We start from the raw sequence: 25,986 nt of genomic DNA on the forward strand, positions 1-25,986 counted from the left end.
GCAAATTGCTCTCTTATTTTTCTTTCACTCTATTATTGTAGTAATTTCTTCTTCCATTCTTCAGGCCATGGTTCGCCTCTTCCTGTTTTTTTCGAAGCTTGAACCATCATTCCGCGACCTACTAAACAAACCTCTCCTGCTGCATTCTTCACCATATAATGTAAATCTAAAGAAGAATTCCCGACCGATCCTGCCTTTACATACACCTTCAGCTGTTCATCAAAATATATTTGCTTAATAAAATTACATTGTAAATCCGCAACAACGATCATCGTTTCTGATGATGCATGTGTCCACTCTTGCATAAATCCAAGTTCTTTAAACAACGCAATACGAGCTTCTTCAAAATAAGTAAAAGCAACGACATTATTTACATGTCCAAACATATCTACTTCACCAAAACGAACCTTTACAGGGTTGTAAAACGAAAAACCACTTTCCCATTGCTCAAAGTCTTCAATATAAGAAATCCTCTTCATTGTTATCTCTCCTTTTCACCTCGAAATAAACAGAATAAACAGAAAAATAAAGTTATAAATATTGCCTCTTCGATATGAAGAGGCAATATTTATTAATAGTTATTATCGCTACCAAAGAAATCTTTGAACGATTGAATTGTTGTATCACGGTTTAATGCCGCAATTGAAGTTGTTAAAGGAATACCCTTCGGACATGATTGCACACAGTTTTGAGAGTTACCACAGTTTGCTAGTCCTCCATCTCCCATAATTGCACGTAAGCGATCTGCTTTATGCATTTCACCCGTTGGATGTGAGTTGAATAAGCGAGCTTGTGATAACGGTGCTGGTCCAATAAAGTCAGACTTACTGTTTACGTTTGGACATGATTCTAAGCAAACACCACATGTCATACATTTTGAAAGCTCATAAGCCCATTGACGCTTTTTCTCAGGCATTCTTGGTCCTGGACCTAGGTCATACGTACCATCAATTGGAATCCACGCTTTAACGCGTTTTAGAGCATTAAACATGCGACTACGATCAACTTGTAAGTCACGTACAACCGGGAATGTCTTCATCGGTTTTAAGCGAATTGGTTGCTCTAATTGATCAATAAGTGCCGTACATGATTGACGTGGTTTTCCGTTAATCACCATCGAACATGCACCACATACTTCCTCTAAGCAGTTCATATCCCATGCAATCGGAGTTGTTTGGTTCCCTTTTGAATCAACAGGATTACGACGGATTTCCATAAGTGCTGAGATAATATTCATATTCGGACGATATGGAATTTCAAACTCTTGGTCAAACGCTTGCGCATCTGGCCCGTCTTGTCTCGTAATGATGAGGCGGATTGTTTTCTCAGACATGTTGTTTATCCCCCTTCTCTTCACCCTTAGCAGCTACATCGTGTTTTGAAGAATAATCACGTTTACGCGGTTTAATTAACGAAATATCAACGTCCTCGTAATGGAATGCTGGTGCATTTCCTTCTCCCTCAAATTTTGCCATCGTAGTTTTTAAGAAGTTTGCATCATCACGATTTGGGAATTCAGGTTTGTAATGCGCCCCACGGCTCTCATTACGGTTATATGCGCCAATTGTAATAACACGTGCTAACTCAAACATATTTGCAAGTTGGCGTGTAAATGAAGCACCTTGGTTACTCCATCTTGCTGTATCGTTAATGTTAATACGTTTGTAACGAGCCATTAATTCTTCAATTTTCGCATCTGTTTCTAATAATTTTTTATTTTCACGAACTACTGTAACGTTATCTGTCATCCATTCTCCAAGCTCTTTATGAAGAACATACGCATTTTCGTTACCATCCATCGTTAAAATATTGTTAAATTTCTCTGTTTCGATTAATTCATTTTGCTCATATACAGTAGATGAAACAGCATCAGATGATTTAGAAAGACCTTTCATATACTCAATTGCGTTTGGTCCTGCTACCATACCACCATAAATTGCTGATAATAGTGAGTTCGCACCAAGACGGTTACCACCGTGCATAGAATAATCACACTCACCTGCTGCAAATAAACCTGGAATATTTGTCATCTGTTTATAATCAACCCATAGTCCGCCCATTGAATAGTGAACAGCTGGGAAGATTTTCATCGGTAGTTTACGAGGATCATCCCCTGTAAATTTCTCATAGATTTCAATAATTCCACCTAGTTTAATATCTAGTTCTTTTGGATCTTTATGAGAAAGATCTAAGTACACCATGTTTTCACCGTTAATACCTAGTTTTTGCTCTACGCAAACATCAAAGATTTCACGCGTTGCGATGTCACGAGGTACAAGGTTTCCGTAAGCCGGATATTTTTCTTCTAAGAAGTACCATGGTTTACCATCTTTATATGTCCAAACACGTCCACCTTCACCACGTGCAGATTCACTCATAAGACGTAATTTATCGTCTCCAGGAATTGCCGTTGGGTGAATTTGAATGAACTCACCGTTTGCATAATATGCGCCTTGTTGATATACAGCAGAAGCTGCTGTACCTGTATTGATAATGGAGTTTGTTGATTTTCCGAAAATGATACCAGGGCCCCCTGTTGCCATAATAACGGCATCTGCTCCGAAACTTCTAATCTCCATAGTTTGTAAGTCTTGTGCAACGATTCCTCGGCACACACCTTCATCATCAACAACAGCTCGTAAGAAATCCCAACCTTCATATTTCGTTACAAGTCCTGCTACTTCGTGACGACGTACTTGCTCATCTAATGCGTAAAGTAATTGCTGTCCAGTTGTTGCACCAGCAAATGCTGTACGGTGATGTTGCGTTCCACCAAATCGACGGAAATCAAGAAGTCCTTCTTCCGTACGGTTGAACATAACACCCATACGGTCCATTAAATGAATGATACCAGGTGCTGCTTCACACATTGCTTTAACTGGTGGTTGGTTCGCTAAGAAGTCCCCACCATAAATTGTATCGTCAAAGTGGATCCATGGAGAATCCCCTTCACCTTTCGTATTTACGGCACCGTTAATTCCGCCCTGAGCACATACAGAATGTGAACGTTTTACTGGTACTAAAGAAAACAGTTCAACATTTACTCCTGCTTCTGCCGCTTTAATCGTTGCCATTAAGCCAGCCAAGCCACCGCCGACTACTATAAGTTTCCCTTTCATGCTCTCCCACTCCTTACTGGTTTGCTAGCTGTGGATCGATGAACGCTAATAATGCACTCACACCTACATAAGATAAACCTAAGAAAATAGCTAATGTTACATAAGTAGAGATTCTTTGTGAACGTGGAGATACTGTAATTCCCCAGCTGATGCAGAATGTCCATAGTCCATTTGCAAAGTGGAAAATTGTTGAAACAACACCAACTAAGTAGAATGCAAACATAGCTGGATTGTTTAAAATATCTGCCATCATATCATAGTTTACCTCTTTACCTAACATTGCTTGAATACGAGTTTCCCAGACGTGCCAAGAAATGAAGATCAGCGTAACGATACCTGAAATTCTTTGGAAGACGAACATCCAGTTACGGAAATAACCGTAAGAAACCGCATTGTTCTTAGCTGTAAATGCAATATATAAGCCATATATAGCATGGTACAGTATCGGTAAAAAGATGATGAAAATTTCTAGCGCATACCGGAATGGAAGGAGCTCCATAAAGCCTGCAGCTTTGTTAAAAGCCTCTGCTCCTCGTGTTGCAAAGTTGTTTACAATTAAATGTTGCGTCAAAAAGACACCAACCGGGATGACCCCCATTAATGAGTGCCACTTACGAAACGTATACTCGCGGCCTTTCATGTCCCCATTACCCCCCTTGAATGTTTGACTGCTGTTTTCAGATTAGTTTATGACAATAATGTTTTTTCACTATTGGCATAAGAAAAACTGAAAAAATTATTCGAAATATTTCAGCATAATTTGATACCAAGTTCATTTTACTCCTATTTTTGTCGAAGCGTCAAGAAAACGTATACATAATTTGCATATAATTTGCCAATTCTTTTTTTCTTCTTATATATTCAGATTTTCCTAAAGAAAAATCTGTTTTTATAAATGTGAAATGTTATATAATAATCCCTATAGAAAGAGGGGAATATTGTGAGTAAAAATACAATCGATACAACATCTTTAGAAGATGTTTCATTGAACGCCTTCGCTTATGAATTGCTACGTGAAGAATTACTACCTGATTTAATCGGCAACGATTTAGATGGTATTTTATACTGGTCTGGTAGAAACCTTGCAAGAAAATATCCGCTAGAAACAATTGAAGAAGTCATTCAGTTCTTTGAAAAGGCTAGCTGGGGCACTTTAAGCATTGTTGAACATAAGCGTCGTGAAATGCAGTTCCAACTTAAAGGCACACTCATCGCAGAACGTCAAAAACAAAAACGACATTCTTCTTATCAACTAGAAGCCGGATTCATCGCTGAACAAATCCAAAAGCAACGGAACGTCGTTGCAGAGTCATACGAAGAAAAGAAAAAACGTTCTGACTCTATTACATTTCTTGTAAAATGGGATATAAAAGATCTCATTGAAGTGTAAGCATTACCTACAGTCAACTAGACATATCAGTTTAGTTGACTTTTTTGTATTTTCATTCAGATGAGTTTATTTTAAATCTTCAGAAATTATACCAAAAAACAGAAGACGTTGTAAACTACAACGTCTTCTTATCTGTTAAATACGTATAAATCGTCTCCGCGACATTTTTCGGCATACCCGCTTCGACAAATTCCTCTATAGAAGCTTCTTTCATCTTCTTTAATGAACCAAAATGTTTTAACAATACCTTTTTCCGTTTATCACCGATTCCTGGAATATCATCCAATGCTGATTGAATGACAGATTTCCCATGTAATTGACGATGGAATGTAATCGCAAATCGATGCACCTCATCTTGAATACGCTGCAATAAATAAAATTCTTGGCTATTTCTCTCAAGCATCACAGGTTCCGGTGGATCCCCAATAATTAAATGGGAGGTTTTATGTTTATCATCTTTTACAAGACCTGCCATCGGAATATATAATCCGAGCTCATTCTCTAAAATATCACTTGCAGCCGCTAGATGGCCTTTTCCTCCATCAATAATAATCAAATCAGGTAAAGGTGAATTTTCTTTAAGTGCCCTTGTATAACGGCGCCTCACAACTTCTCTCATAGACTCATAATCATCTGGCCCTTGAACCGTTTTAATTTTATATTTTCGATACTCTTTCTTCGCCGGTTTCCCATCGATAAAAGCAATCATTGCAGAAACGGGATTTGTTCCTTGAATATTTGAGTTATCAAACGCTTCAATACGATACGGCGTTTCAATCCCAAGCTGCTTCCCTAAATGATCTACCGCTTTAATCGTTCGTTCTTCATCACGTTCAATTAAGTAAAACTTCTCTTCAAGAGCAATCTTCGCATTTTTATTTGCCAATTCTACAAGGTCTTTTTTCTTACCACGTTTCGGCTGCGTCGCTTCCACTTCTAAAAAGCGCTCTACTAATTCCGAGTCTATACTTCCTGGAACGACAATTTCCTTCGGCTTAAAATGACTACTGTTTTCATAAAATTGGCCGATAAACGTTAAAAAACCCTCTTCTGGTTCATCGTAAATTGGAAACATAGAAACATCACGTTCAATTAGCTTTCCTTTTCGAACGAAGAAAACTTGAACACACATCCATCCTTTATCCACTGCATATCCAAACACATCACGATCTACTAAGTCACTCATAATCATCTTTTGTTTTTCCATAATCGCATCAATATGAGCAATTTGATCACGCAACTCTTTTGCACGTTCAAACTCTAGTTTCTCTGAGGCCTCATACATTTTTATTTCTAGTTCTGAACGAACTTCTTTATGTCCACCATTTAAAAACTTAATAATTTCATCTACAATTTCTTTATTTTGTTCTTCCGTCACTTCTTTCACACAAGGCGCTAAACATTGACCCATATGATAATACAAACAAACTTTATCTGGCATATTCGTGCATTTCCGAAGTGGATACATACGATCTAGCAGTTTTTTCGTTTCATGAGCAGATTGTGCATTTGGATAAGGACCAAAATATTTCCCTTTATCCTTTTTTACGTTTCGAGTAATGAGTAAGCGCGGTTGCTTCTCCGCCGTAATTTTAATAAAAGGATATGTTTTATCATCTTTTAATTGAATATTATATTTCGGATCATATTTTTTAATTAGATTTAACTCTAAAATAAGTGCTTCTAAATTCGAAGAGGTTACAATATATTCAAAATCAACAATTTCTCCTACAAGCCGCAGTGTTTTCCCATCATGTGAACCAGTAAAGTACGAGCGCACACGATTTTTAAGCACTTTTGCCTTTCCGACATATATAACCGTTCCTTGCTTATCTTTCATCAAATAACAACCAGGTTGATCTGGTAAAATAGCCAACTTCTCTTTCAAATGTTCGTGCACTCGTCTCCCTCCATTTCTACATACTTAGCATTTTTATTTTCCCTTGAAAACATACTATGCCCAAACACCCAACATACGTTCTTTTATTGTAACGGAAAGACTGTAAAAAAGAAAATAAAAAAAGCTACCAAATGGTAGCTTTTTTTATTTTAGAAGTGTTTAGAAACTAATTCTACTAACGCTTCTTTCGGTTTGTAACCTAACGCTTGATCAACTACTTTACCGTCTTTTAATACGAAAAGAGCTGGAATGCTCATTACTTCGAATTGACGAGCAGTTTCTTGGTTTTCATCAACGTCTACTTTTACTACTTTTACTTTTTCGCCTAGTTCTGCATCAATTTCCTCTAATACAGGAGCGATCATTTTACAAGGTCCACACCAAGGTGCCCAGAAATCTAATAATACAACACCTTCGCTAGTTTCTGCTGCGAAGCTTTGGTCATTTGCGTTTACAATTGCCATTTTATTTCCTCCTTCAAGTATATTCTACCAAGAGTATATCATTAACTTATATACGTGGCGAATAATATGTATCGTTATGTATTGTAACAAAAAAATGTTCCTTTATACTATATAAAAATACGGATTAAATACTAAAAAGATGAGAGACAGGGGATCTCTCACCTTTTTCTATATATAGGGGTACTTCACTTGGAACTCAAGGGTACTTAAATCATGAATGTACTTTTAACTTTTTAAACTCTTCTGTTAAAAGAGGTACAACTTCGAATAAGTCACCGACAATACCATAGTCAGCTACTTTAAAGATACTTGCTTCTGGATCTTTATTAATCGCAACGATTATTTTTGAGTTAGACATACCTGCTAAATGCTGAATCGCACCAGAAATACCACATGCAATGTATAAGTCTGGCGTAACAACTTTACCAGTTTGACCAATTTGTAATGAGTAATCACAGTATTCAGCGTCACAAGCACCACGAGATGCCCCAACAGCGCCGCCTAGTACGTCTGCTAACTCTTTTAATGGCTTAAAGCCTTCTTCACTCTTCACACCACGTCCGCCAGCGATAATAACTTTTGCTTCAGAAAGATCCACACCTTCTGCTGTTTTACGGACAACATCTTGAATGATTGTACGTAAATCTTTCACATCAACTGTAATAGAAGATACGTCACCGCTGCGAGACTCATCTTTTTCCAGAGTTGCAATGTTATTTGGACGCACTGTCGCAAATAAGATGCCGTCTGTTACAATCTTCTTCTCGAATGCTTTACCAGAGTAAATTGGACGAGTGAAGATAACATTTCCACCTTCAACCTCTAAAGCAGTTACGTCAGAAACTAAACCAGCTTCAAGCTTCGCTGCTAATTTTGGTGATAAATCTTTACCAAGTGCTGTATGTCCAAAAACGATACCTTCTGGATTTTCTTCAGCATGTACAGCTAAAAACGCTTGTGCATAACCATCAGATGTATATGATTTTAATTTATCATTTTCAACTGTCACAACGCGATCTGCACCGTAATGAATCAATTCATTTGCAAAAGAGGCAACGCTGTCTCCAATTAGAAGACCTACTACTTCACCGCCTTCTGCAATTGTTTTTGCTGCTGCTACCGCTTCAAAAGAAACGTTACGTAGCGATCCATCACGAACTTCACCCATTACTAATACTTTACGAGCCATAGATTTTCCCTCCTGCATATATAATTTCGTATTTTATTAGATTACTTTCGCTTCTGTATGGAGCAACGATACAAGTTCTTTTACTTGATCTTGCAGCTCGCCTTGTAACACTTTTCCTGCATCTTTCTTAGGAGGCAAATAGATTTCAATTGTTTTTGTCTTTGCTTCCACATCATCTTCTTCTAAATCTAAATCATCTAATTCTAATTCTTCTAGCGGCTTTTTCTTCGCTTTCATAATACCTGGAAGCGATGGATAACGCGGTTCATTTAAACCTTGCTGTGCTGTTACTAAAACTGGTAATGAAGTTGCAATCACTTCTGTATCACCTTCAACATCACGCTCAATCTTCACATTTGTACCGTCAATTTCAAGTTTTGTAATTGTCGTTACATATGGAATATTTAACGCTTCAGCTACGCGTGGCCCTACTTGTCCAGATGCACCATCAATTGCAACGTTTCCGCCTAAAATTAAATCTGCATCTTTATCTTTTAAATACTCAGCAAGTACTTTTGCTGTCGTGAACTGGTCACCATTTTCTACATCATCTTCAATATTAATTAATACCGCTTTATCACAGCCCATTGCTAATGCAGTACGAAGTTCTTTCTCACTATCTTCGCCACCGACTGTTACAACTGTAACTTCTCCACCTTGTGCGTCTCTTACTTGAATTGCTTCTTCAATTGCATATTCATCGTAAGGGTTGATGATGAATTCCGCTTCGCCATCGTAAATTGCACCGTTTTTAATTACGATTTTTTCTTCTGTATCAAATGTTCGTTTCATGAGTACGTAGATGTTCATTCCATTTACCCCCTTGTTTTTCAGAAAGATTCTATCAATTTTAATTTTCTGTTAATTTATATTAAAAAAATAATTGAACTACCTGCCACTAAATGAAGGTTTACGCTTTTCTAAAAATGCGGCTACACCTTCTCTTCCATCTTCACTCGTAAATACTTCACCAAAAATTTGTGATTCACGTTGTACACCTTCATAGTAATGAGACGATTTTGTCGTTTGCAATAACTCTAGTACAGCACGAGTTGTTGCTGGACTTTTTCCAGCAATTTGTTTTGCAACTTTAAGCGTATCATCTAAAAGAGATTCTTCAGAGAACAATCCGTTAACAAGTCCCCACTTTAATGCTTCTGCACCAGTAATTGGTGTACTTGTTAACATCATTTCACAAGCTTTCGCTTTCCCAACATAACGTGGTAAGCGCTGTGTACCTGCAAAGCCAGGAATTAATCCAAGTGTTAATTCAGGTAAACCAAGTTTTGCACTTTCAGTTGCAAAGCGCATGTGGCAAGACATAGCAAACTCAAGGCCGCCGCCCAGTGCCGCTCCATGAATTGCCGCAATAACTGGTTTTGAACATTTTTCAACACGCTCAAACGTAACTTGTCCAAGCTGTGCTAATTCTGTTGCTTGCTTCGCTTCAGTAACAGATGTAAATTCTTTAATATCTGCTCCTGCTGAGAAGAAACGTCCTTCACCGTGAATAACAACAACACGAATGTTATCATCCTTTTCCACTTGATCAATTAATTCAGTAACGTCATGCATAACTTGTGAAGACATCGCATTCGCTGGTGCGTGATTTAACGTCGCCACCGCGATATGATCTTCAACTCTTACAGATAGGAATTTCAACATGATCCCTCCCATTATTGACGATAACCACAAGCTGCAATAAGTAGCCCGTGTACCGTTTTTGAAAGTGCGACCAGATCATACTTATGATCGCTCATTACCCAATTGGTCACAACTTCATCTACTGTTCCAAAGATCATTTGTCTTGCCACGCGAACATTTAAATCTGCTTGAAATTCACCTTGTTTTATACCAGTCTCTAAAATCTCATCCATAACTTGTAAGTAGCCTTTTAATACTTCATTTATTTTAAGGCGCAAGTCTTGATTGGACTGCCTTAGCTCTAATTGCGTAACGATAGCAAGCGGATCATTTTGCGACAACAGCAAGAAGTGCGTTTCTACCAACATGAATAACTTCGATACAGCGCTTTCAATTCCTGCTGTTTTTTGACGAATTGTTTCGACAAATTCTCCCATCTTCTCTTGGAATAAGGATATTAATATATCTTCTTTATTTTTAAAATATAAATAAATCGTGCCATCAGCTACCCCAGCTTGCTTTGCGATTTTAGAAACTTGCGCTTGGTGGTACCCATTCTCCGCAATCACAATGACTGCCGCATCAATAATTTGATTGTATTTCGGTCTATTTTTCTTCACTTTACTGTCCCCTTCAAGAAGATGACTGAATGAATAGTCATTCATATTCTTATAATACTGACTATTTAGAAAAGTGTCAATCCTATTTTTTCAAAAAGAAAGGGCCTTAGCCCGTTTGCTCATCCTCATTCTTTCTCTTCTCTTCATCTATTAGAACACGGCGTAAAATTTTCCCTACTGTCGTTTTTGGCAATTCATCTCTAAACTCATATACTTTCGGCACTTTATAAGCCGCTAAATATTTACGTGCAAACTGATTTAATTCTTCCTCAGAGCACTCCGTACCTTCTTTTAACACAACAAATGCTTTAACCGTCTCTCCTCGGTACGGATCTGGAACTCCAATTGTCACTACTTCTTGCACTTTTTCATGCTCATATAATACTTCTTCAACTTCACGAGGATACACATTAAATCCACTCGCGACAATCATATCTTTCTTGCGATCTTTTACATAGAAGAATCCATCTTCATCCATGTAGCCAACATCACCTGTATGGAGCCAGCCATCTTGCAATACAGCCGCTGTTTCCTCTGGCTTATTCCAATATCCTTTCATAATTTGAGGGCCTTTCACTACAATTTCACCTATTTCTCCTGGCGGTAATGCCTCACCAGTTTCAAGCGACATAATGATTGCTTCTGTATCTGGCCACGGAACTCCGATGCTACCTGGCACTCGCTTTTCCCATAAAAAATTACTATGTGTAACCGGAGAGGATTCTGTTAAACCATATCCCTCTACTAGTTTACCACCTGTAACTTTTTCGAACTTTTCCTGTACTTCTACTGGCAGTGGTGCTGATCCACTAATACAAGCACGAATAGAAGAAATATCGTATTCTTTTAAAAGCGGACTATTTAAAAGAGCGATATAAATAGTTGGTGCCCCTGGAAACAATGTCACTTTATGCTTCTTAATCGCTTCAAAAACCATTTTCATATCAAACTTTGGAATAAGGACCATTTTGTATCCTTGCATAATACTTAAATTCATAACAGCTGTCATACCATAAACATGGAAAAATGGAAGAACCCCAAGAACGACTTCTTCTCCTTCTTTGCAATTATATAACCATTGAACTCCCATTAACGTGTTAGAGACGAGGTTTTTATGCGTTAACATAACTCCTTTCGGAAATCCGGTTGTTCCTCCTGTGTACTGTAAAAGAGCTAGATCATTTTCAGGATCACAAGGCACCTCAACATTCGTATTCACTTCTTTTTCTACTGAATTCCAAAGATGAATCGTTTCACTCTCTGATACTTTCACAACTAAATTCGACTGTTTTTTCTGCACAAATGGATACAATAGATTTTTAGGGAATGGTAAAAAGTCTGCAATACGAGTTACGATAATATGCTCAATTTTTGTAGCAGATTGAACATTCGTTACTCTTGGAAACACTAAATCGAGACAAAGAATTACTTTTGCTCCCGAGTCATGAAGCTGATATTCTAATTCCCTTTCTGTATACAGTGGATTGGTTTGTACTACGATACCTCCCGCAAGTAATGTACCGTAATAACCAATTACAGCTTGCGGACAATTCGGCAACATAATAGCAACTCGATCACCCTTTTCCACACCGAGCTTTTGAAGATAATTTGCAAACCGCTTCACCTTATCATGGAAGTCCGAAAACGTAATATCCTTCCCTAAAAAGTGAAGCGCTTTCTTTTCTGGGTAGCGAGAAGCCATCTGTTCTACATATCTATGAAGCGGCTGAATATCATAAGAAACCGTACTCGGAATTTCCTCTGGATAACTTTTCAACCATGGTTTTTCCACCTTCATTCCCCCTTCAAATACATAAAAAATAAATGAATGTTCATTCATGATGGTTATTTTCATTATATTATAGTCACCATAGCGTTACAATCATAATATTCTGACTTTTATATAACTATGCTTTACTTCATTAACTTCTTATTATATGTAGAAACTCTCTTAATCTTAAAAGAGTAAGAGAGTTTGTCATTAACTTAATCTTATAATTGTTAATACCGCTCCTGGGGTAGTTGTTGATAATGTCGCAACAGCTAACAAACCAAATAATTGCAAGCTAATAGCATCTCCTGCTGCAAGAGTTGTAATAATTGTTGCACTAAATGATGTGGTTGCTACCGCAGGAGAATTTATTGTCCCAGCAAGTGCCCCTCCATTAATTGTAATCCGTGAACTGACTAATAATGAAGCCGTTATATTAATTGTATATGAAATATAATAATTACCAGCATTTGCAACCGTAAATACTGTGTTTCCACCAGAAACAGTAATTCCTGGACCGATGTTTTGATTATTTGGAAGCGGGACATTCGTTCCACCAAGAACTACCGATATCGCTGTTCCCGACGTATTATTTGCAAATGCATATGTCGCCGTGATACTTGTACCTGTAGCCCCGGTTGAACCCGTTGAGCCCGTCGCTCCTGTTGCTCCTGTCGGACCGGTTGAACCCGTCGTTCCCGTTGGACCTGTTGAGCCTGTTGCTCCCGTTGGGCCTGTCACTCCTGTTGAACCCGTCGCTCCCGTTGCCCCTGTTGAACCTGTCGCTCCTGTTGGGCCTGTCGCTCCCGTTGGACCCGTTGCTCCCGTTACTCCTGTCGCTCCCGTTGGACCCGTTGCTCCTGTTATTCCTGTCGCTCCCGTTGCCCCTGTTGAACCCGTCGCTCCCGTTGCCCCTGTTGAACCCGTCGCTCCCGTTGCCCCTGTTGAACCCGTCGCTCCCGTTGCCCCTGTTGAACCTGTCGCTCCTGTTGGACCCGTTGCCCCTGTTATTCCTGTCGCCCCCGTTGGGCCTGTTGCCCCTGTTATTCCTGTCGCTCCTGTTGGACCCGTTGCCCCTGTTATTCCTGTCGCTCCCGTTGGGCCTGTTGCTCCTGTTATTCCTGTCGCTCCCGTTGGACCTGTGTCGCCTGTTACTCCTGTCGCCCCCATTGGGCCTGTGCCACCTGTTGCTCCTGTTGCTCCCGTTGGGCCTGTGCCACCTGTTGCTCCCGTCGGACCGGTTGGACCAACCTTAGGAACTGTCCCATCGCAACTAAAACAGCATGAATCAACATGTACACCATTTTGATTATTACACCCACAATATCCATTTACGTTATTGCTCCATGAAGACATGTTGATCACTTCCTTTACATTCGATCTTTTTAGCGCAATCACCGACTTAAAAAACACCTATCTAAATAACAAAGAAATACTTTGCCTAGTTGGGGATAAAACACAGATTTCCTCCATACATTCTAGTAATTATTACATGCGATTCACTCTCCTTTTGCTTGTACTTTCGCCTTATCTCCACAGACTATTAACAATACACATTACACTATCGTACACAGCCACTTTCCCATTTAAACTTTCCACATTCGCCAATATTTTTAGTAAAGAGGCTTATTCTTCATAAATAGCGACTATAATATATAAAAATCCGTATAGTTCGTTATTTTTCGTCAAAATTTTAAAAATATATTGACACTTAAAATATCCTCATAGTATGATTTGGGTGTTGTAATTGATAACCATTTTCACTTATGGTACTAGTTACAAAAAACACTTAATTTGGGGGCAAAAGATGAAGAAAATTCTCAGTATTTTCATAGTAGTTCTTCTATTCGCTGTTGGATGCGGACAGCAAAAAGAGGAGAAAAAAGAAACAAAAGCGGACAATAAAAATCAAGCTATAACAATTAAACACGCTGAAGGGGAAACGAAGTTAGATAAACCAGCAAAAAAAGTAGTTGTACTTGAGTGGGTATATTCTGAAGACTTATTAGCACTTGGTGTTCAGCCAGTAGGGATGGCAGACATTAAGAATTATAATAAATGGGTAAATACAAAAACAAAACCGAGTAAAGATGTTGTAGATGTAGGGACACGTCAACAACCAAACTTAGAAGAAATTAGCCGTTTAAAACCAGACTTAATTATTACAGCTTCATTCCGTGGTAAAGCAATTAAAAATGAATTAGAGCAAATTGCACCAACAGTTATGTTTGATCCATCAACAAGCAATAACGATCACTTTGCTGAAATGACAGAAACATTTAAACAAATTGCAAAAGCAGTTGGAAAAGAAGAAGAAGGTAAAAAAGTATTAGCTGATATGGATAAAGCATTCGCTGATGCAAAAGCAAAAATTGAGAAAGCAGACTTAAAAGATAAAAACATCGCAATGGCACAAGCATTTACTGCTAAAAACGTACCAACATTCCGTATCTTAACTGACAATTCTTTAGCTTTACAAGTTACAAAAAAATTAGGTCTAACAAATACTTTTGAAGCAGGAAAATCTGAGCCAGATGGTTTTAAACAAACAACTGTAGAATCATTACAAAGTGTACAAGATTCAAACTTCATTTACATTGTAGCGGATGAAGATAACATTTTTGACACGCAACTAAAAGGCAACCCTGCTTGGGAAGAATTAAAGTTCAAAAAAGAAAACAAAATGTATAAATTAAAAGGCGACACTTGGATTTTCGGTGGTCCTGAGTCTGCAACATCTTTAGCAACACAAGTAGCAGATGTAATGACAGCGAAGAAGTGATTACACAATGAATAGCTTACAACATACACTTCGAGCAAGTCTTGTATTCGGAGGAGGAGCAGCTCTCTTGCTCCTCCTTTTCTTTATTCATATCGGACAAGGTCAAGCAAACATTTCCTATAGTATGATTATTGATGCTCTTATCTCACCGAACCAATCACTAGAACATCAAACTTTAATTATGCTTCGATTACCTAGAGCTGTAATTGCCATTTTAGCTGGAGGCGCTCTTGCTGCATCAGGGGTTATTTTACAAACGTTAACGAAAAATCCACTTGCTGAATCCAGTACAATGGGTATTCACTCTGGCGCATATTTCTTTCTAGTAGCGGCTACAATTTTCTTACCGAAAGATTTACAAATTAATTCTCTTCTGTTCACATTTATCGGTGGTGCTATTACTGCTTTATTTGTATACCGTATTTCTGGTGGAAAAAAGGGAACCCCACTTAGAATGGCATTAGCTGGTATGGTCGTTACATTAATGCTCTCTGCCTTTACCGGAACGATGCAGCTTTTCTATGAAAATGAAACAGCTGGTTTATTTTTATGGGGAGCTGGCTCTCTTATTCAAAATAACTGGGATGGCGTTCAATTTGCTTTTCCATTTATCATTATTTCTTTCCTAGTTTTACTATTTATGTCTCGTAAACTCAACATTCTCTTACTTGGTGATGATGTTGCTATTTCTCTTGGTGAAAAAACAGCAGTAACACGTCTTATCGCCTTCATTGCTGCAATCTTTTTAACAGCAGTAATTGTTACTGTTGTTGGACCAATTGGCTTTGTCGGCTTAGTTGCACCTCATTTAATGCGCCTTATCGGATACCGTCAACACTTTACTCTTCTTCTCTCTTCTTTCTTATGGGGGGCAGTATTATTGCTTGGAGCAGATGTTGTCGGTAGATTAATAGATCCAACCGGTGCAGAACTTCCTGTTGGGGCAGTCACAGCAATGATTGGATCTCCTTGGCTTATTTACTTAGTGTATCGAATGATGAAATCGAAACAATATATGAATGATAACGGTGCGAATGCAGCTGGAGCTAGTTCCCGCTATTACTCTTATAAAAAGGTAATCATTATATCTATCACACTTTGTATTGTGACGATTGCTCTTGGTGTTACAATCGGTAGTAACGCTTATATCGAAAGCATTACTAATGTTATATCAGGTCAATTAACACAATTTGACAAAAATATGATGATGAATCTTCGTTTACCAAGAATGCTCGTTGCTGCTATTGCTGGCGCATGCCTTGCAATAAGTGGGCTTGTTTTCCAAAGTATATTACGAAACCCACTTGCCGATCCTTCTATTATTGGTATTTCATCGGGAGCTGGTGTCGGCGCTTTAACGATTATGTATGTCTTTCCTGCACTTCCTGGTTTCTTCCTACCAATTGGTGCATTTATTGGCGGACTACTTGCAGTTGGAATTGTCCTCTTCTTCTCTTGGAAATCAGGATTTAGTCCAACAGCTCTCGCTTTAATAGGGATTGGTATTTCTGCGCTTGGCTCAGCAATTATTCAAATCTTTATCGTTAGAGCCAATTTGAATGTTGCCGCTGCTTTAACATGGTTATCTGGCAGTACGTATGCAAGAGGGTGGAATCACTTAGAAAATATCATTCTATATCCATCTCTAATTCTTGTATTCATTATCTTTTTCTTAATAAAACAACTTGACGTTCTCGTACTGGGAGACGATTTAGCAACTGGACTTGGGCAACCAGTAAATAAAACACGTCTTGCTCTAATTGTGCTAGCGACACTACTTGCGTCAGTAAATATCGCTGCTGTCGGTACAATTGCCTTTTTAGGCCTTGTCGCACCTGTTATGAAGTGACCTTTGTCAATAGTTTTTCACCCATAATATTTTTCTTGATGGCATACAAAAGCTTCAGAAATAAGATCTATCGACAGTTAACCACTCTGTTATTCGTGGATTGGTTACCTCAGGTTAATGGTTCGTCGTTAGGCTCTTATAATCTCACTGCGTGGATCACACCTTTTCAAATTCTAATAAATAGCTTGTTTATCAGAATTTCAGCCATGCCAGAAGAGGTGAGTCATAGATAGCCAGACCTGTAATTCACTATCTCTGAAGCTCATCTATGCCATCAATTGATACCTTTGGTTTCTAACTATGAATGAATCAATCAACTTCATATCCTTCCCTCTTTATTTTCGGTGAATTTTACCTGTTTCTAATCCCCATATAAAACACCCCAGTTCTCTTGCGATAGCTGTAACGGCAACATTTCTAGGTTTCCCTTGATATATCATGCGATAATATTTTCTTTGTAACCTTTCTACAGCCTGATCCGCATAAGCAATCACTTCGCTTCGTTGCCCTTTTTGTCTTGCTTTCACTCGCTTCGATTTTAATCCGATTGTTCCTTTTACCAACGCATTTGCACATTCTACAAGAGTAGACCTAACGGTCGAATTTCCTTGTTTTGTAATCGAACGTCGACTGATTTTTTCTCCACTTGAGCTTTCGCTTGGTGTCAATCCTACATAAGCCATAAATGCTTTAGCCGTGGGAAAACGAGTGAAGTCTGCAATTTCCACATGAACAGTCATTGCCGATGTTGTATCTATACCTTTTAAGCATCTTAAATTTGCGATTGGTTCTTCGTACCTTTCACGATGAGATAATTCTTCTAATCTCAGACTGAACCGCTCAATTTTATCGACTAGAACATCATACTGTAATAGGTATTCGCCTAACGTTTCTTTGAATAATCCTTGTAGATCAAGATTCTTTAACCATTTCATATAAGCGATTGTCCAGCTTGATTTCCCTTCATACACATAGCCATGCCTTAAAAGGAATGCTTTTATCTGTTGTTTTATTTTTTTCAAAGATGTTTTAAAATCACCTAACATGCGGATATACTCTTTCACGGCAACATCCTCTTCTTCTGGAACATATACTTCTTTATAGGTGCCATTTGCTAAATTAAGAGCAATCATTTTGGCATCGAATTTATCATTTTTAACCATTTTATTTTTTGATGAACTGTACATTGTTGTGGGAGCTAAAATATCACAATCAATTCCATTTTGTTCAAGAAGATTATGAAGTGAATACCCTAAACAACCAGCCTCATATCCAGCTTTAATTTTTATATCTTCACCATATTTTGTTTTCAGTTTCTCAACGAATTTTTTTACGAGAGATACATTTGAAGCACATCGTGCTTCTCTTACAATTTCCCCAGTTGTTCCGTGTAGTGCACATAAGCTAAAACTTTCCTTGTGGACATCCATCCCAATATAGATTATATTTTCCATAGTGGCCTCCTATTATCATAGGGTATAACCCCATTCATAATGTTTTCATTCATTATTATGGGTTAAAATCCCTGACTTGATAATCTAGGAGGTCGCTTCATATTATCTCACTTAGCAAGAATTGTTGTTGGTATGAACCATCAAAGACTATTCGTTTGCTCAGCACTGTTTGGAGCAATTCTTCTTTCCATTGCTGACTTACTCGGCCGAACAATCGCATATCCGAAAGAAATTCCTTCTGGTCTTGTCGTCGCTGTACTTGGAGCACCTTATTTCTTATGGTTGATGAGGAAGAGTGGGAAGAAAGTTAATTAAAAAGGAGGCTTCTTGTTAGAAGCCTCCTTTTTATATACTAAATAAAGTGAAACTTTAATTAGTGGGGGGTTCTTCATCCCCACTGATTATTAACCCAAACCAATTGGGCTTTTATGAGCAGTGGATCTCCCACCTAACTTCTTTGCTCCAGCCGAATCTTGAGGTGGGAATTTTACTGCAGGTGAATAGCGGGATAAATTACTCTGATCTCACTAATTTTACAGATTTAGTCCCTCCCATAAACTCATGATGTACAGTTAATGTGCTCTCCTCAAGTTTCAAATCAACCTTCTGTTTTCTTTCTCCCATTAAAAATACAAGCTCTATGGAAATAATCCCTTGGTCCACACTTAATATTCGAAAGTCTCCTATAGTAGTCCCTTTCCCAAAAATATTATGTTCCATAAATTCTCCGCCTGTTTTCTCACTATTAATAGATTCTATTTCCAACCCAACTGGCCTGTCTGTACTTTCTGATGACATCCAAGACCCCTTTAACTTTCCAATATCAGCCTCTTTTTTCTTTTCATTTTTTAACTCTTCCTCTTTTTTCTTAACTTCTGCTTGTTGAGTTAGTAAGCCATCTATTTGCTTATTCAGCTCTTCGGCCCGTTGATTTTCCGAAATAAATTGTTGATTTTGGCCAGTATCGTTAACAATTTTATTTACTATCCCTTTAGCCTCTTCATACTTTTTATCATTCTTTAACTTCTCTGCCTTTTCCAATTGACCTATATATTGACCTTTTAACTCTTTATGCTCTATGAGCGAATCTTTTTGTTCTTTCGCTTGACTTTGAAGGATTGCGGAACCATCTTTCATCTTTTCTACTTCTTGAAACAAACCTATTGCTTGTTCTATATTTCCACTCGATTTCTCTTTTATCGAACTTATCATCTTAGTAGTTTGGTCTTTTAATACCTTTGCTTCTTTATCATCCTTTTTCTCTTCTAATGCTAGCTCAAATGATGCTACTGCCGTGTCATATTCTTTACTCGCTAACGCCAATTTCCCTTGATCCATTGCTTTTTTATAGGTTTCATTGCTACATCCTACCATTAAAAATAAAATTATGATTCCTAAAATCAATCTTTTCATAATATCCCCCTGAATTAATATAATTCTATATACACTCAATAGTATCATAAAATTTATATATAAAATTTTAAATACCATTATTAAAACATAAAGGGAACTTGTCATTTCTTCTCGAACTTAATCTATGAACATAAGTAGAGGGGGATAACAATAATGTACCAAACAATTGAAGGCTTCTTGCAATCATGGACATACGAAGCAGAGTCTACTCAGAAAATGCTTGATTCATTAACCGATGCATCTTTATCACAAGAAATTGCACCTGGACATTGGACGTTAGGAAGAGTCGCTTGGCATATCGTGACGGCAATTCCTGTTATACTATCTGGCACAGGGCTAAAGTTTGAAGGAGAAACGAAAGATTATCCTGTCCCAACTTCTGCAAAAACAATTGCAGATGAGTACCGTAAAGTGAATGCGGCTTTTGTTGAAGCACTTCAAAGTAAATGGACTAATAAAGATTTAGCAACTATTAATGACTTCTTTGGTCGCCCTATGCCGAATTCTATATTTTTAATGACACTTATTAATCATCAAAATCATCACCGCGGGCAAATGACGGTTTTAATGCGACAAGCCGGCTTAACAGTTCCTGGCGTATATGGCCCCGCAAAAGAAGAATGGGCTGCGGCTGGAATGGAAGCTCCTAAAATGTAACGACAAAAAAGACAAGGTGTTTACACATCTTGTCTTTTTCTGTAACTTGTTTCATGTGAAACTATTTTTTCTAAATGGTTGTTTTATGGAATATATAGGTTAAAATGAATACATATTACGAAGAGGGGTAACCAAATTGAATACAAAAAATAAAAAAATAGCTATGGGAACTATTTTACTAACTTCTATTATTGGAGTTATTAGTGTATCTCTTTATTTCACCTATTATGGTACCCCTTGGGGAAAACAAACAGCAATTACGGAATCAAAAGAGTATATTACAAAATATTTTAATCTAGATGCAGAAGTCAAAAACACTTCTTACGATGCTAAAATGAATAGCTATGCAATCGCCTTTGAAACAAATAAAGACGGAGAGTTTACTATCGAATATAAAAGTCCTAATAACTTTAATATTTCTCCAGAAGTACAAGCGTATTTAAGCAAACACTCCAAATTTACAGAGTAGTAACGAAGCATACATATACAAAAAAGGAGTTAGTATAACACCAACTCCTTTTACGTATTCTTATCATACTGCTATATCTTCCTTCTCTATATTTTTAATGCCGTAATACGCAATCACAACTCCAATTGCTGCGAGTGCTAGTTGAAGGGGAAGAAAAGTTGCTGTAGAAAACTCTGGGTTGCCATTCATTGCAATTGTGACAACGATAAGAGATGAAACAATTGTAGTTGGCACGGAGCGTTTACGCATTCCGAAATATAATGGGATTAAACTCATCCCCGCAGTTGCAATGGCTAAAGGAACTAGTTTTATTCCTTCTTGCATCAATTGATCTACTGTAAATGAATTAGGAAGAATTGAAAAATAGCTATCTATACCAAAGAAAACTCCTACTACTAAAATGTTAGATACAATAACTGTTATAAATGTTACTATCGCTGTAATAGCCAACTTACTAGCCATCATTTTCTTCCGATTAATAGGGTAAGAAAACATAAGTAGTATTGTTTTATTTTTATATTCACCAATTATTAGCCTTGCGATTAATACACTACCAAAAACAATAAACGTTGCTCTTACTATTGTGCTAGCCATTAACAATATCGTCTCTGGATTCCTTATTTCTGCATCACCTTCTACTTGAGCAATGATGCTCACAAAGATCATTAATGCCAGTATAACAATATTTGCAATAATTGCTCTCTTCACGTACCAACCAAGCTTAAACTTTTTCAATTCTAGCTTCATTAAATGTAGCATGATAGTGTCCTCCTTCCTCCTAAGATTTAATCAATATAAATGACTCCTGTTTCACTTAAAATCTTCGCTTCATTTTTTGCATCACCAATCGTTCCTACTTTTATTTTTTCTGTATTTTTATCTTTCTTAAGTCCTTTTAAATCCACTATTACGTCAGCCGAATTACTTTTAGCCATAAGCTTCAATGATGCCGGGACACCTTTATACCGTACGCCAATATCCCCTGATTTTGTTTCTATAAATAATGATTTTCCTTCTGTCATATCTTTCAGCAATACTTCCCCAAATGTTGAAGTGATGTTCATATTTGAGTTACTTACATTTGTTATATAGTTATCACCAGTCGTAGACTTTATATTTAATTCTTGTACTGAACTATCTTTTACAACTAACTCTCCACTTTGCGATATGAATTCACCTTTCTCGGCTGATAGTCCTACAATCATTCCATCCCCAGATTTGCCTTTCGTCACGATACTTTTTACTACTATATCTCTTATTTTCACATCACCTGATTTATTATTTAATACAATTTTATCTATTTCTTTCTTCGGAATAGCTATACATATACTATTCTTCTTCCTAAACGTAAAACCATTAAAAAATTTGTTCGCCTCTTGTTTTTGCTTAACCATAATTTTATTTTCATCATTTTCTATTTTGACGGGATCTATCTCTTTATCTGCTTGTTCACCTTGAGCGGAAATTATTATTTTATTAGCGTCTGTACTTTTAAATTCAAGATTCCAGTTTTCATTGTCTACTTCTATTTCTTTTATATTATTTATCTCAAAAGACTTTTCTTTCTTAAAATCTTTCCCCTGAAATATCTTAAAACCAAAAACCGCACTAGCAATTGTAATGAATAATATTGCAATTACTATTATTTTTTTCACTATTCATACCCCAGTTCGTTTTCGTTTTAAGCTTGCTTCACGCCACATCGATCTTGTCGATTTTACGAAACGATAGATAACTAATGAAAATTCCTAATAAACAGAGCACGATTGGGATAGCTATAAAATCAAACATACTTACTTGACCGTTTCCAGGACCATAGTTACCACTAATCAGCAAGCCAATTATTACTGCTGAAGTAATCGTTGTCGGTGTCGATTTCTTTCTCATTCCAAAAAATAAAGGAATTAAACTTATACCAGATATCATAAATGCACTTATAATAGTACCTGGAACCATAGCTATTATTTCACCTATCGTAGCAGGTGTTTCAATCAGTCCCATCATTGGACTCACAAAATATACGAGCAAGCTAATAATGAAAGTCGCGATAATCGTGCTCACAAAACAAAAACAGAAAACAATTGTTAATTTCGCACTCATTAGCATTTTCCTTTGTAGCGGATACATAAATGATAGTTGTATCGTTTTGTTCTTATACTCATCAATTACTAAACGTGATAAAATGACTGAACTAAAAATAATGAATGTTATCCTAATAAAAATATTTACTAAAGCCATGTTCTGTGTGAAGTCAAAGAAGAGCACGTCTCCCTCGGCTTTCATTCCCCATGCCATAAGGCTTACTGCAGCGAAAATTGCTATAATACAAATTGCTACACTTTTAAAGTAACTAGATAATTGATGTTTCTTCCATTCGAGCTTCATTAATTTAAACATATAAACCACGCCTCCATTCTTTATATACCTGTCTCTACGCTGCTAACATTCTAATTCCAGCAGTAACGAAGCTTAACATTCCTATCACTAGTAGGATTAACAACCATTTCCGCTCTGGTTTTCTATAATATAAAATTCCACTTACTAGCATTACGATAAATCCACTTACCAGGTTCAGCCACAGTCCATTAAGCATGAATGCCCTCTCCATCCATTACATTTAAGAAATATTCTTCTAAGGAACTATGTTTCTTATTAATACTTTCAATTTCCACATCGTTCATAATAAGTGCTTTGGAAATGGCTTGCTGTGTCACCGCCACTTCATAAACCCGAATCATGTTTCCACTCATTATTTTGTAGTTTTTTATACCAAGTTTATCTTCTAAAATATAAGCTGCACGCTTCACATCAGGAACAGTAATTTCAATGTACTCTGTTTGTTTTCCGTTAATACTCTTCATTGAAACTTCTTTTATTAGTTTTCCATTTTGAATGACACCAATTGTATCCGCCATTAATTCCATCTCACCTAAAATATGGCTAGAAACTAATAATGTAATGCCATATTCTTTGCAGAGCATTTTAAATAAGTCTCGTAACTCTTTAATACCAATTGGATCTAAACCGTTAATGGGTTCATCTAAAATGAGCAATTCTGGCTTTGTCACGATTGCTCTTGCAATACCGAGTCGTTGTTTCATTCCTAATGAAAAATCTTTTACTTTTTTATTATCTATCCCTTGTAGTTTCACTAAATGTAAAGCATGGTCAATTGCATTTTTATCGTAGTAGCCCATATATTCACAATGTAGGTCTAAGTTTTCTTTCGCCGTTAATTTATCATAAAAGATTGGGTATTCAATAATTGTCCCCATTCTTTTTAATACTTCATAAGATGTATCTGTTAATTTCTCACCGAAGATTTCAATATCACCACTCGTCGGTTTTATTAAATTTGTAATCATTTTCATAATCGTTGTTTTACCAGCACCGTTTGGTCCTAAAAAACCGTAAATTTCTCCTTTTTTCACATGCATGTTAACACCGGAAATAACTTCTTTCCCTTTAAACACTTTCGTTAACTGATTTGTTTTTAATATATGTCATGTTACTTTCCCCTTTCGCAATACTCTATATTTCTATAATAGACAACGGAAATCTCTTTTTTCTTACCCGTTTCTTACAAATTCCTTACGCTGAAAAAAAGCTTGTAGAATCTACTGCTCTACAAGCTAAAACTGTATCTTTGTTAATACAATTGTAAAAATTGTTTTTTCATACGGTTTACTAGAAAGATGGATTTTCCCGTCCATCGCTTCCACAAGCCGTTTCGTAATCGTTAATCCGAGACCACTTCCTTGGTACAATCTATTTCTTGAATCTTCAAGTGTGTACATACGCTCAAACACTTTATCAATATGAGATTCATCAATCCCTTTTCCTTTATCCCATACATCTATATACACGCCCGTGTCATCATCTCTTAACGTCATACCGAGTGCCTTTCCATCGTCTCCATATGTAATTGCATTTGATATTAAATTATTCAATACCCTACCTAATACTTCTACATTTCCAAGTGCGTATATATTTCTTTCTGGTATATCAATATGAACCTGAAAACCTTTCGTCGTCACTAAATCATAAAAAGATAAAATCTTCTCGCGGCAAACTTCATTCATATTTACTTTTGTCATTTCAATTGCTTTGTCACCAGATTCTAATTTTGCCAAGTCAAAAAACTTATGAATTAACTCCATCACTTCTAGTGTTTTCGTATGCACTTTTTCAAGTAATATTTGTTGTTCTTCTTTATTTATCGTTTTATCCTTATTTAACATTTCTATATATCCAAGAATAACTGTTAGTGGTGTTTTCAAGTCATGCGAAATATTTGAAAGCATTTTTCTCATCGAAATTTCTACTTTTGCATGATCTGCATTCGTTTTCTGTTTTGCATCTAATAATTGATTAATTGCCACTAATAATTTTTGCAATTCTAGATCATCTGTCATAACGAGTAACGTCTCGCCTGTTTTGTCATTTACAATACTTTCTAACTTTTCATATGTGTATCGTAAATTTTTACTACTATTTTTTCTCATTCTATATTGCATATAAATAACACATAACAATATAAAAATAATACCTATTAACAAATTGACCATATTACATCACTTCCAACTTATAGCCGATGCCCCATAACGTTTTAATATATTCTGGATTAGATGGATCACTTTCGATTTTCTCACGCAATCTTCTCATATGAACATTAATAACGTTATCGTCACCGTAATACTCTTCATTCCAAACTAACGTATATATTTGCGCTTTCGTAAATACACGATTTTGGTTCTTTACGAATAGCTTTAAAATCTCAAATTCTTTTAAAGTAAGTTTGAGAGACTTCCCGTTTTTTTCAACTGTAAAATTAATTGGATCAATTGTTAAATCACCAATTTGAATCATCTTTTCTGTTGTTTCTGTAACCGAATATTTCGTAGACCTCCGAATACCCGCTTTTACACGTGCAGCTAATTCAATCATAGAAAACGGCTTACAAATGTAATCATCTGCTCCAAGTCCTAATCCAACAGCTTTATCAACATCTGTATCTTTTGCCGACATCATTAAAATCGGAACAGCACTTTTTTCTCGAATGATTCGTACAACTTCTAAGCCATCTAGCTTTGGCATCATAATGTCAAGGATAATCAAATCAAATGAACCTTTTAAATATGTGTTCACGCCTTCCTCTCCATCAGACGCAATTGTTACTTGAAAACCCTCTTTTATTAAATACTTTTCCACCATCTCTTGAATTGAGATATCATCTTCAACTAATAAAATATGATGTGACATATG

Annotated in this window: 25 protein-coding genes and 2 pseudogenes; 6 read left to right on the forward strand and 21 right to left on the reverse strand. The window is 36.8% G+C overall.

What is annotated here, in order from left to right:
* Positions 1-32: 32 nt before the first annotated feature.
* The 4 genes from MHH55_RS16875 to sdhC form a co-directional block, all read right to left on the reverse strand.
* The gene (locus tag MHH55_RS16875) at positions 33-479 is read right to left on the reverse strand and encodes an acyl-CoA thioesterase (protein ID WP_000822734.1); all 447 of its coding nucleotides are present in this window, start codon (positions 477-479) and stop codon (positions 33-35) included.
* A gap of 92 nt (positions 480-571) precedes the next feature.
* Entirely contained in the window at positions 572-1,333 is a 762-nt protein-coding gene (gene sdhB, locus MHH55_RS16880) for a succinate dehydrogenase iron-sulfur subunit (RefSeq protein WP_001291827.1), read from the reverse strand.
* Positions 1,326-3,119 (reverse strand): succinate dehydrogenase flavoprotein subunit, encoded by a 1,794-nt coding sequence (gene sdhA, locus MHH55_RS16885; protein WP_000676750.1) that lies wholly within the window; start codon positions 3,117-3,119, stop codon positions 1,326-1,328. The genes sdhB and sdhA overlap by 8 nt, the downstream gene beginning before the upstream one ends.
* 13 nt (positions 3,120-3,132) lie before the next feature.
* Positions 3,133-3,759, reverse strand: a complete 627-nt coding sequence (gene sdhC, locus MHH55_RS16890) for a succinate dehydrogenase cytochrome B558 (protein ID WP_000678354.1) — start codon at positions 3,757-3,759, stop codon at positions 3,133-3,135.
* A 300-nt stretch (positions 3,760-4,059) separates the two neighbouring features.
* Between sdhC and MHH55_RS16895 the strand changes: the two genes are divergently transcribed.
* Entirely contained in the window at positions 4,060-4,509 is a 450-nt protein-coding gene (locus MHH55_RS16895) for a YslB family protein (protein WP_078186339.1), read from the forward strand.
* 115 nt (positions 4,510-4,624) lie between these two features.
* On the opposite strand, the gene uvrC is transcribed toward MHH55_RS16895, so the two are convergent.
* The 8 genes from uvrC to MHH55_RS16935 all read right to left on the reverse strand — a co-directional run bounded on the left by uvrC (position 4,625) and on the right by MHH55_RS16935 (position 13,453).
* A complete protein-coding gene (gene uvrC, locus MHH55_RS16900) occupies positions 4,625-6,409 on the reverse strand; it encodes an excinuclease ABC subunit C (RefSeq protein WP_000544296.1) in 1,785 nt (594 codons plus the stop codon).
* A 149-nt stretch (positions 6,410-6,558) separates the two neighbouring features.
* Positions 6,559-6,873 (reverse strand): thioredoxin, encoded by a 315-nt coding sequence (gene trxA / locus MHH55_RS16905; protein WP_001018943.1) that lies wholly within the window; start codon positions 6,871-6,873, stop codon positions 6,559-6,561.
* 211 nt (positions 6,874-7,084) lie between these two features.
* The gene (gene etfA, locus MHH55_RS16910; protein WP_000101945.1) at positions 7,085-8,062 is read right to left on the reverse strand and encodes an electron transfer flavoprotein subunit alpha; all 978 of its coding nucleotides are present in this window, start codon (positions 8,060-8,062) and stop codon (positions 7,085-7,087) included.
* A gap of 36 nt (positions 8,063-8,098) precedes the next feature.
* The gene (gene etfB, locus MHH55_RS16915) at positions 8,099-8,872 is read right to left on the reverse strand and encodes an electron transfer flavoprotein subunit beta (protein WP_001029028.1); all 774 of its coding nucleotides are present in this window, start codon (positions 8,870-8,872) and stop codon (positions 8,099-8,101) included.
* Positions 8,873-8,950: 78 nt separating this feature from the next.
* Positions 8,951-9,727, reverse strand: coding sequence for an enoyl-CoA hydratase (locus MHH55_RS16920; RefSeq protein WP_000911292.1), 777 nt, complete (start codon positions 9,725-9,727; stop codon positions 8,951-8,953).
* Positions 9,728-9,738: 11 nt separating this feature from the next.
* Positions 9,739-10,326 (reverse strand): TetR/AcrR family transcriptional regulator, encoded by a 588-nt coding sequence (locus MHH55_RS16925; protein WP_000742223.1) that lies wholly within the window; start codon positions 10,324-10,326, stop codon positions 9,739-9,741.
* A 106-nt stretch (positions 10,327-10,432) separates the two neighbouring features.
* A complete protein-coding gene (locus tag MHH55_RS16930; protein ID WP_000414746.1) occupies positions 10,433-12,118 on the reverse strand; it encodes a long-chain-fatty-acid--CoA ligase in 1,686 nt (561 codons plus the stop codon).
* A gap of 189 nt (positions 12,119-12,307) precedes the next feature.
* The gene (locus MHH55_RS16935; protein WP_139362414.1) at positions 12,308-13,453 is read right to left on the reverse strand and encodes a collagen-like protein; all 1,146 of its coding nucleotides are present in this window, start codon (positions 13,451-13,453) and stop codon (positions 12,308-12,310) included.
* 451 nt (positions 13,454-13,904) lie between these two features.
* On the opposite strand from MHH55_RS16935, the gene MHH55_RS16940 reads away from it, so the two are divergent.
* A complete protein-coding gene (locus MHH55_RS16940; RefSeq protein WP_000722821.1) occupies positions 13,905-14,879 on the forward strand; it encodes an ABC transporter substrate-binding protein in 975 nt (324 codons plus the stop codon).
* 7 nt (positions 14,880-14,886) lie between these two features.
* A pseudogene (gene fhuB, locus MHH55_RS16945) lies at positions 14,887-16,716 on the forward strand (Fe(3+)-hydroxamate ABC transporter permease FhuB); the annotation flags it as partial.
* A gap of 347 nt (positions 16,717-17,063) precedes the next feature.
* Here fhuB and MHH55_RS16950 read toward each other — a convergent pair.
* Entirely contained in the window at positions 17,064-18,182 is a 1,119-nt protein-coding gene (locus MHH55_RS16950) for an IS110 family transposase (protein WP_340880263.1), read from the reverse strand.
* Between the two features lie 99 nt (positions 18,183-18,281).
* Here MHH55_RS16950 and MHH55_RS16955 point away from each other — a divergent pair.
* Positions 18,282-18,497: pseudogene (locus MHH55_RS16955) on the forward strand (iron chelate uptake ABC transporter family permease subunit); the annotation flags it as partial.
* A 198-nt stretch (positions 18,498-18,695) separates the two neighbouring features.
* Here MHH55_RS16955 and MHH55_RS16960 read toward each other — a convergent pair.
* A complete protein-coding gene (locus MHH55_RS16960) occupies positions 18,696-19,595 on the reverse strand; it encodes a hypothetical protein (RefSeq protein ID WP_000825579.1) in 900 nt (299 codons plus the stop codon).
* A gap of 153 nt (positions 19,596-19,748) precedes the next feature.
* Between MHH55_RS16960 and MHH55_RS16965 the strand changes: the two genes are divergently transcribed.
* Together MHH55_RS16965 and MHH55_RS16970 are read left to right on the forward strand one after the other, a co-directional pair.
* Positions 19,749-20,252, forward strand: coding sequence for a DinB family protein (locus MHH55_RS16965; RefSeq protein WP_000284980.1), 504 nt, complete (start codon positions 19,749-19,751; stop codon positions 20,250-20,252).
* Between the two features lie 136 nt (positions 20,253-20,388).
* The gene (locus MHH55_RS16970) at positions 20,389-20,721 is read left to right on the forward strand and encodes a YfjL-like protein (protein WP_001093296.1); all 333 of its coding nucleotides are present in this window, start codon (positions 20,389-20,391) and stop codon (positions 20,719-20,721) included.
* Between the two features lie 63 nt (positions 20,722-20,784).
* Here MHH55_RS16970 and MHH55_RS16975 read toward each other — a convergent pair whose 3' ends face one another.
* The 7 genes from MHH55_RS16975 to MHH55_RS17005 all read right to left on the reverse strand — a co-directional run bounded on the left by MHH55_RS16975 (position 20,785) and on the right by MHH55_RS17005 (position 25,983).
* Complete coding sequence (locus MHH55_RS16975; RefSeq protein WP_000902926.1) at positions 20,785-21,480, reverse strand: ABC transporter permease; 696 nt, start codon at positions 21,478-21,480, stop codon at positions 20,785-20,787.
* Positions 21,481-21,506: 26 nt separating this feature from the next.
* Positions 21,507-22,376: a DUF4097 family beta strand repeat-containing protein gene (locus tag MHH55_RS16980; RefSeq protein WP_000720988.1), complete on the reverse strand. Its 870-nt coding sequence runs from the start codon at positions 22,374-22,376 to the stop codon at positions 21,507-21,509.
* A gap of 37 nt (positions 22,377-22,413) precedes the next feature.
* Positions 22,414-23,118: an ABC transporter permease gene (locus MHH55_RS16985; protein WP_000475552.1), complete on the reverse strand. Its 705-nt coding sequence runs from the start codon at positions 23,116-23,118 to the stop codon at positions 22,414-22,416.
* A gap of 34 nt (positions 23,119-23,152) precedes the next feature.
* The gene (locus tag MHH55_RS16990; protein ID WP_000931817.1) at positions 23,153-23,314 is read right to left on the reverse strand and encodes a hypothetical protein; all 162 of its coding nucleotides are present in this window, start codon (positions 23,312-23,314) and stop codon (positions 23,153-23,155) included.
* On the reverse strand, positions 23,307-24,221 hold the full coding sequence (locus MHH55_RS16995) for an ABC transporter ATP-binding protein (protein WP_078187293.1): 915 nt from the start codon (positions 24,219-24,221) through the stop codon (positions 23,307-23,309). Before MHH55_RS16995 ends, MHH55_RS16990 begins: the two co-directional genes overlap by 8 nt.
* A gap of 132 nt (positions 24,222-24,353) precedes the next feature.
* Positions 24,354-25,289, reverse strand: coding sequence for a HAMP domain-containing histidine kinase (locus MHH55_RS17000; RefSeq protein WP_078187292.1), 936 nt, complete (start codon positions 25,287-25,289; stop codon positions 24,354-24,356).
* Position 25,290: 1 nt separating this feature from the next.
* Positions 25,291-25,983 (reverse strand): response regulator transcription factor, encoded by a 693-nt coding sequence (locus MHH55_RS17005; RefSeq protein WP_000018039.1) that lies wholly within the window; start codon positions 25,981-25,983, stop codon positions 25,291-25,293.
* Positions 25,984-25,986 lie beyond the last annotated feature (3 nt).

It is taken from the genome of Bacillus sp. FSL K6-2944 (assembly GCF_038005385.1).
Taxonomy (GTDB): Bacteria; Bacillota; Bacilli; order Bacillales; family Bacillaceae_G; genus Bacillus_A; species Bacillus_A cereus.

Bases quoted from the DNA above. Each gene is read 5' to 3' on its own strand.
- MHH55_RS16875 (WP_000822734.1), bottom strand. From the start codon at position 479: ATGAAGAGGATTTCTTATATTGAAGACTTTGAGCAATGGGAAAGTGGT.
- etfA (WP_000101945.1), bottom strand. From the start codon at position 8,062: ATGGCTCGTAAAGTATTAGTAATGGGTGAAGTTCGTGATGGATCGCTA.
- trxA (WP_001018943.1), bottom strand. From the start codon at position 6,873: ATGGCAATTGTAAACGCAAATGACCAAAGCTTCGCAGCAGAAACTAGC.
- MHH55_RS16935 (WP_139362414.1), bottom strand. From the start codon at position 13,453: ATGTCTTCATGGAGCAATAACGTAAATGGATATTGTGGGTGTAATAAT.
- sdhA (WP_000676750.1), bottom strand. From the start codon at position 3,119: ATGAAAGGGAAACTTATAGTAGTCGGCGGTGGCTTGGCTGGCTTAATG.
- MHH55_RS16965 (WP_000284980.1), top strand. From the start codon at position 19,749: ATGTACCAAACAATTGAAGGCTTCTTGCAATCATGGACATACGAAGCA.
- MHH55_RS17005 (WP_000018039.1), bottom strand. From the start codon at position 25,983: ATGTCACATCATATTTTATTAGTTGAAGATGATATCTCAATTCAAGAG.
- MHH55_RS16920 (WP_000911292.1), bottom strand. From the start codon at position 9,727: ATGTTGAAATTCCTATCTGTAAGAGTTGAAGATCATATCGCGGTGGCG.
- sdhC (WP_000678354.1), bottom strand. From the start codon at position 3,759: ATGAAAGGCCGCGAGTATACGTTTCGTAAGTGGCACTCATTAATGGGG.
- MHH55_RS16985 (WP_000475552.1), bottom strand. From the start codon at position 23,118: ATGTTTAAATTAATGAAGCTCGAATGGAAGAAACATCAATTATCTAGT.
- MHH55_RS17000 (WP_078187292.1), bottom strand. From the start codon at position 25,289: ATGGTCAATTTGTTAATAGGTATTATTTTTATATTGTTATGTGTTATT.
- MHH55_RS16975 (WP_000902926.1), bottom strand. From the start codon at position 21,480: ATGCTACATTTAATGAAGCTAGAATTGAAAAAGTTTAAGCTTGGTTGG.
- MHH55_RS16960 (WP_000825579.1), bottom strand. From the start codon at position 19,595: ATGAAAAGATTGATTTTAGGAATCATAATTTTATTTTTAATGGTAGGA.
- sdhB (WP_001291827.1), bottom strand. From the start codon at position 1,333: ATGTCTGAGAAAACAATCCGCCTCATCATTACGAGACAAGACGGGCCA.
- MHH55_RS16990 (WP_000931817.1), bottom strand. From the start codon at position 23,314: ATGCTTAATGGACTGTGGCTGAACCTGGTAAGTGGATTTATCGTAATG.
- etfB (WP_001029028.1), bottom strand. From the start codon at position 8,872: ATGAACATCTACGTACTCATGAAACGAACATTTGATACAGAAGAAAAA.
- MHH55_RS16940 (WP_000722821.1), top strand. From the start codon at position 13,905: ATGAAGAAAATTCTCAGTATTTTCATAGTAGTTCTTCTATTCGCTGTT.
- MHH55_RS16950 (WP_340880263.1), bottom strand. From the start codon at position 18,182: ATGGAAAATATAATCTATATTGGGATGGATGTCCACAAGGAAAGTTTT.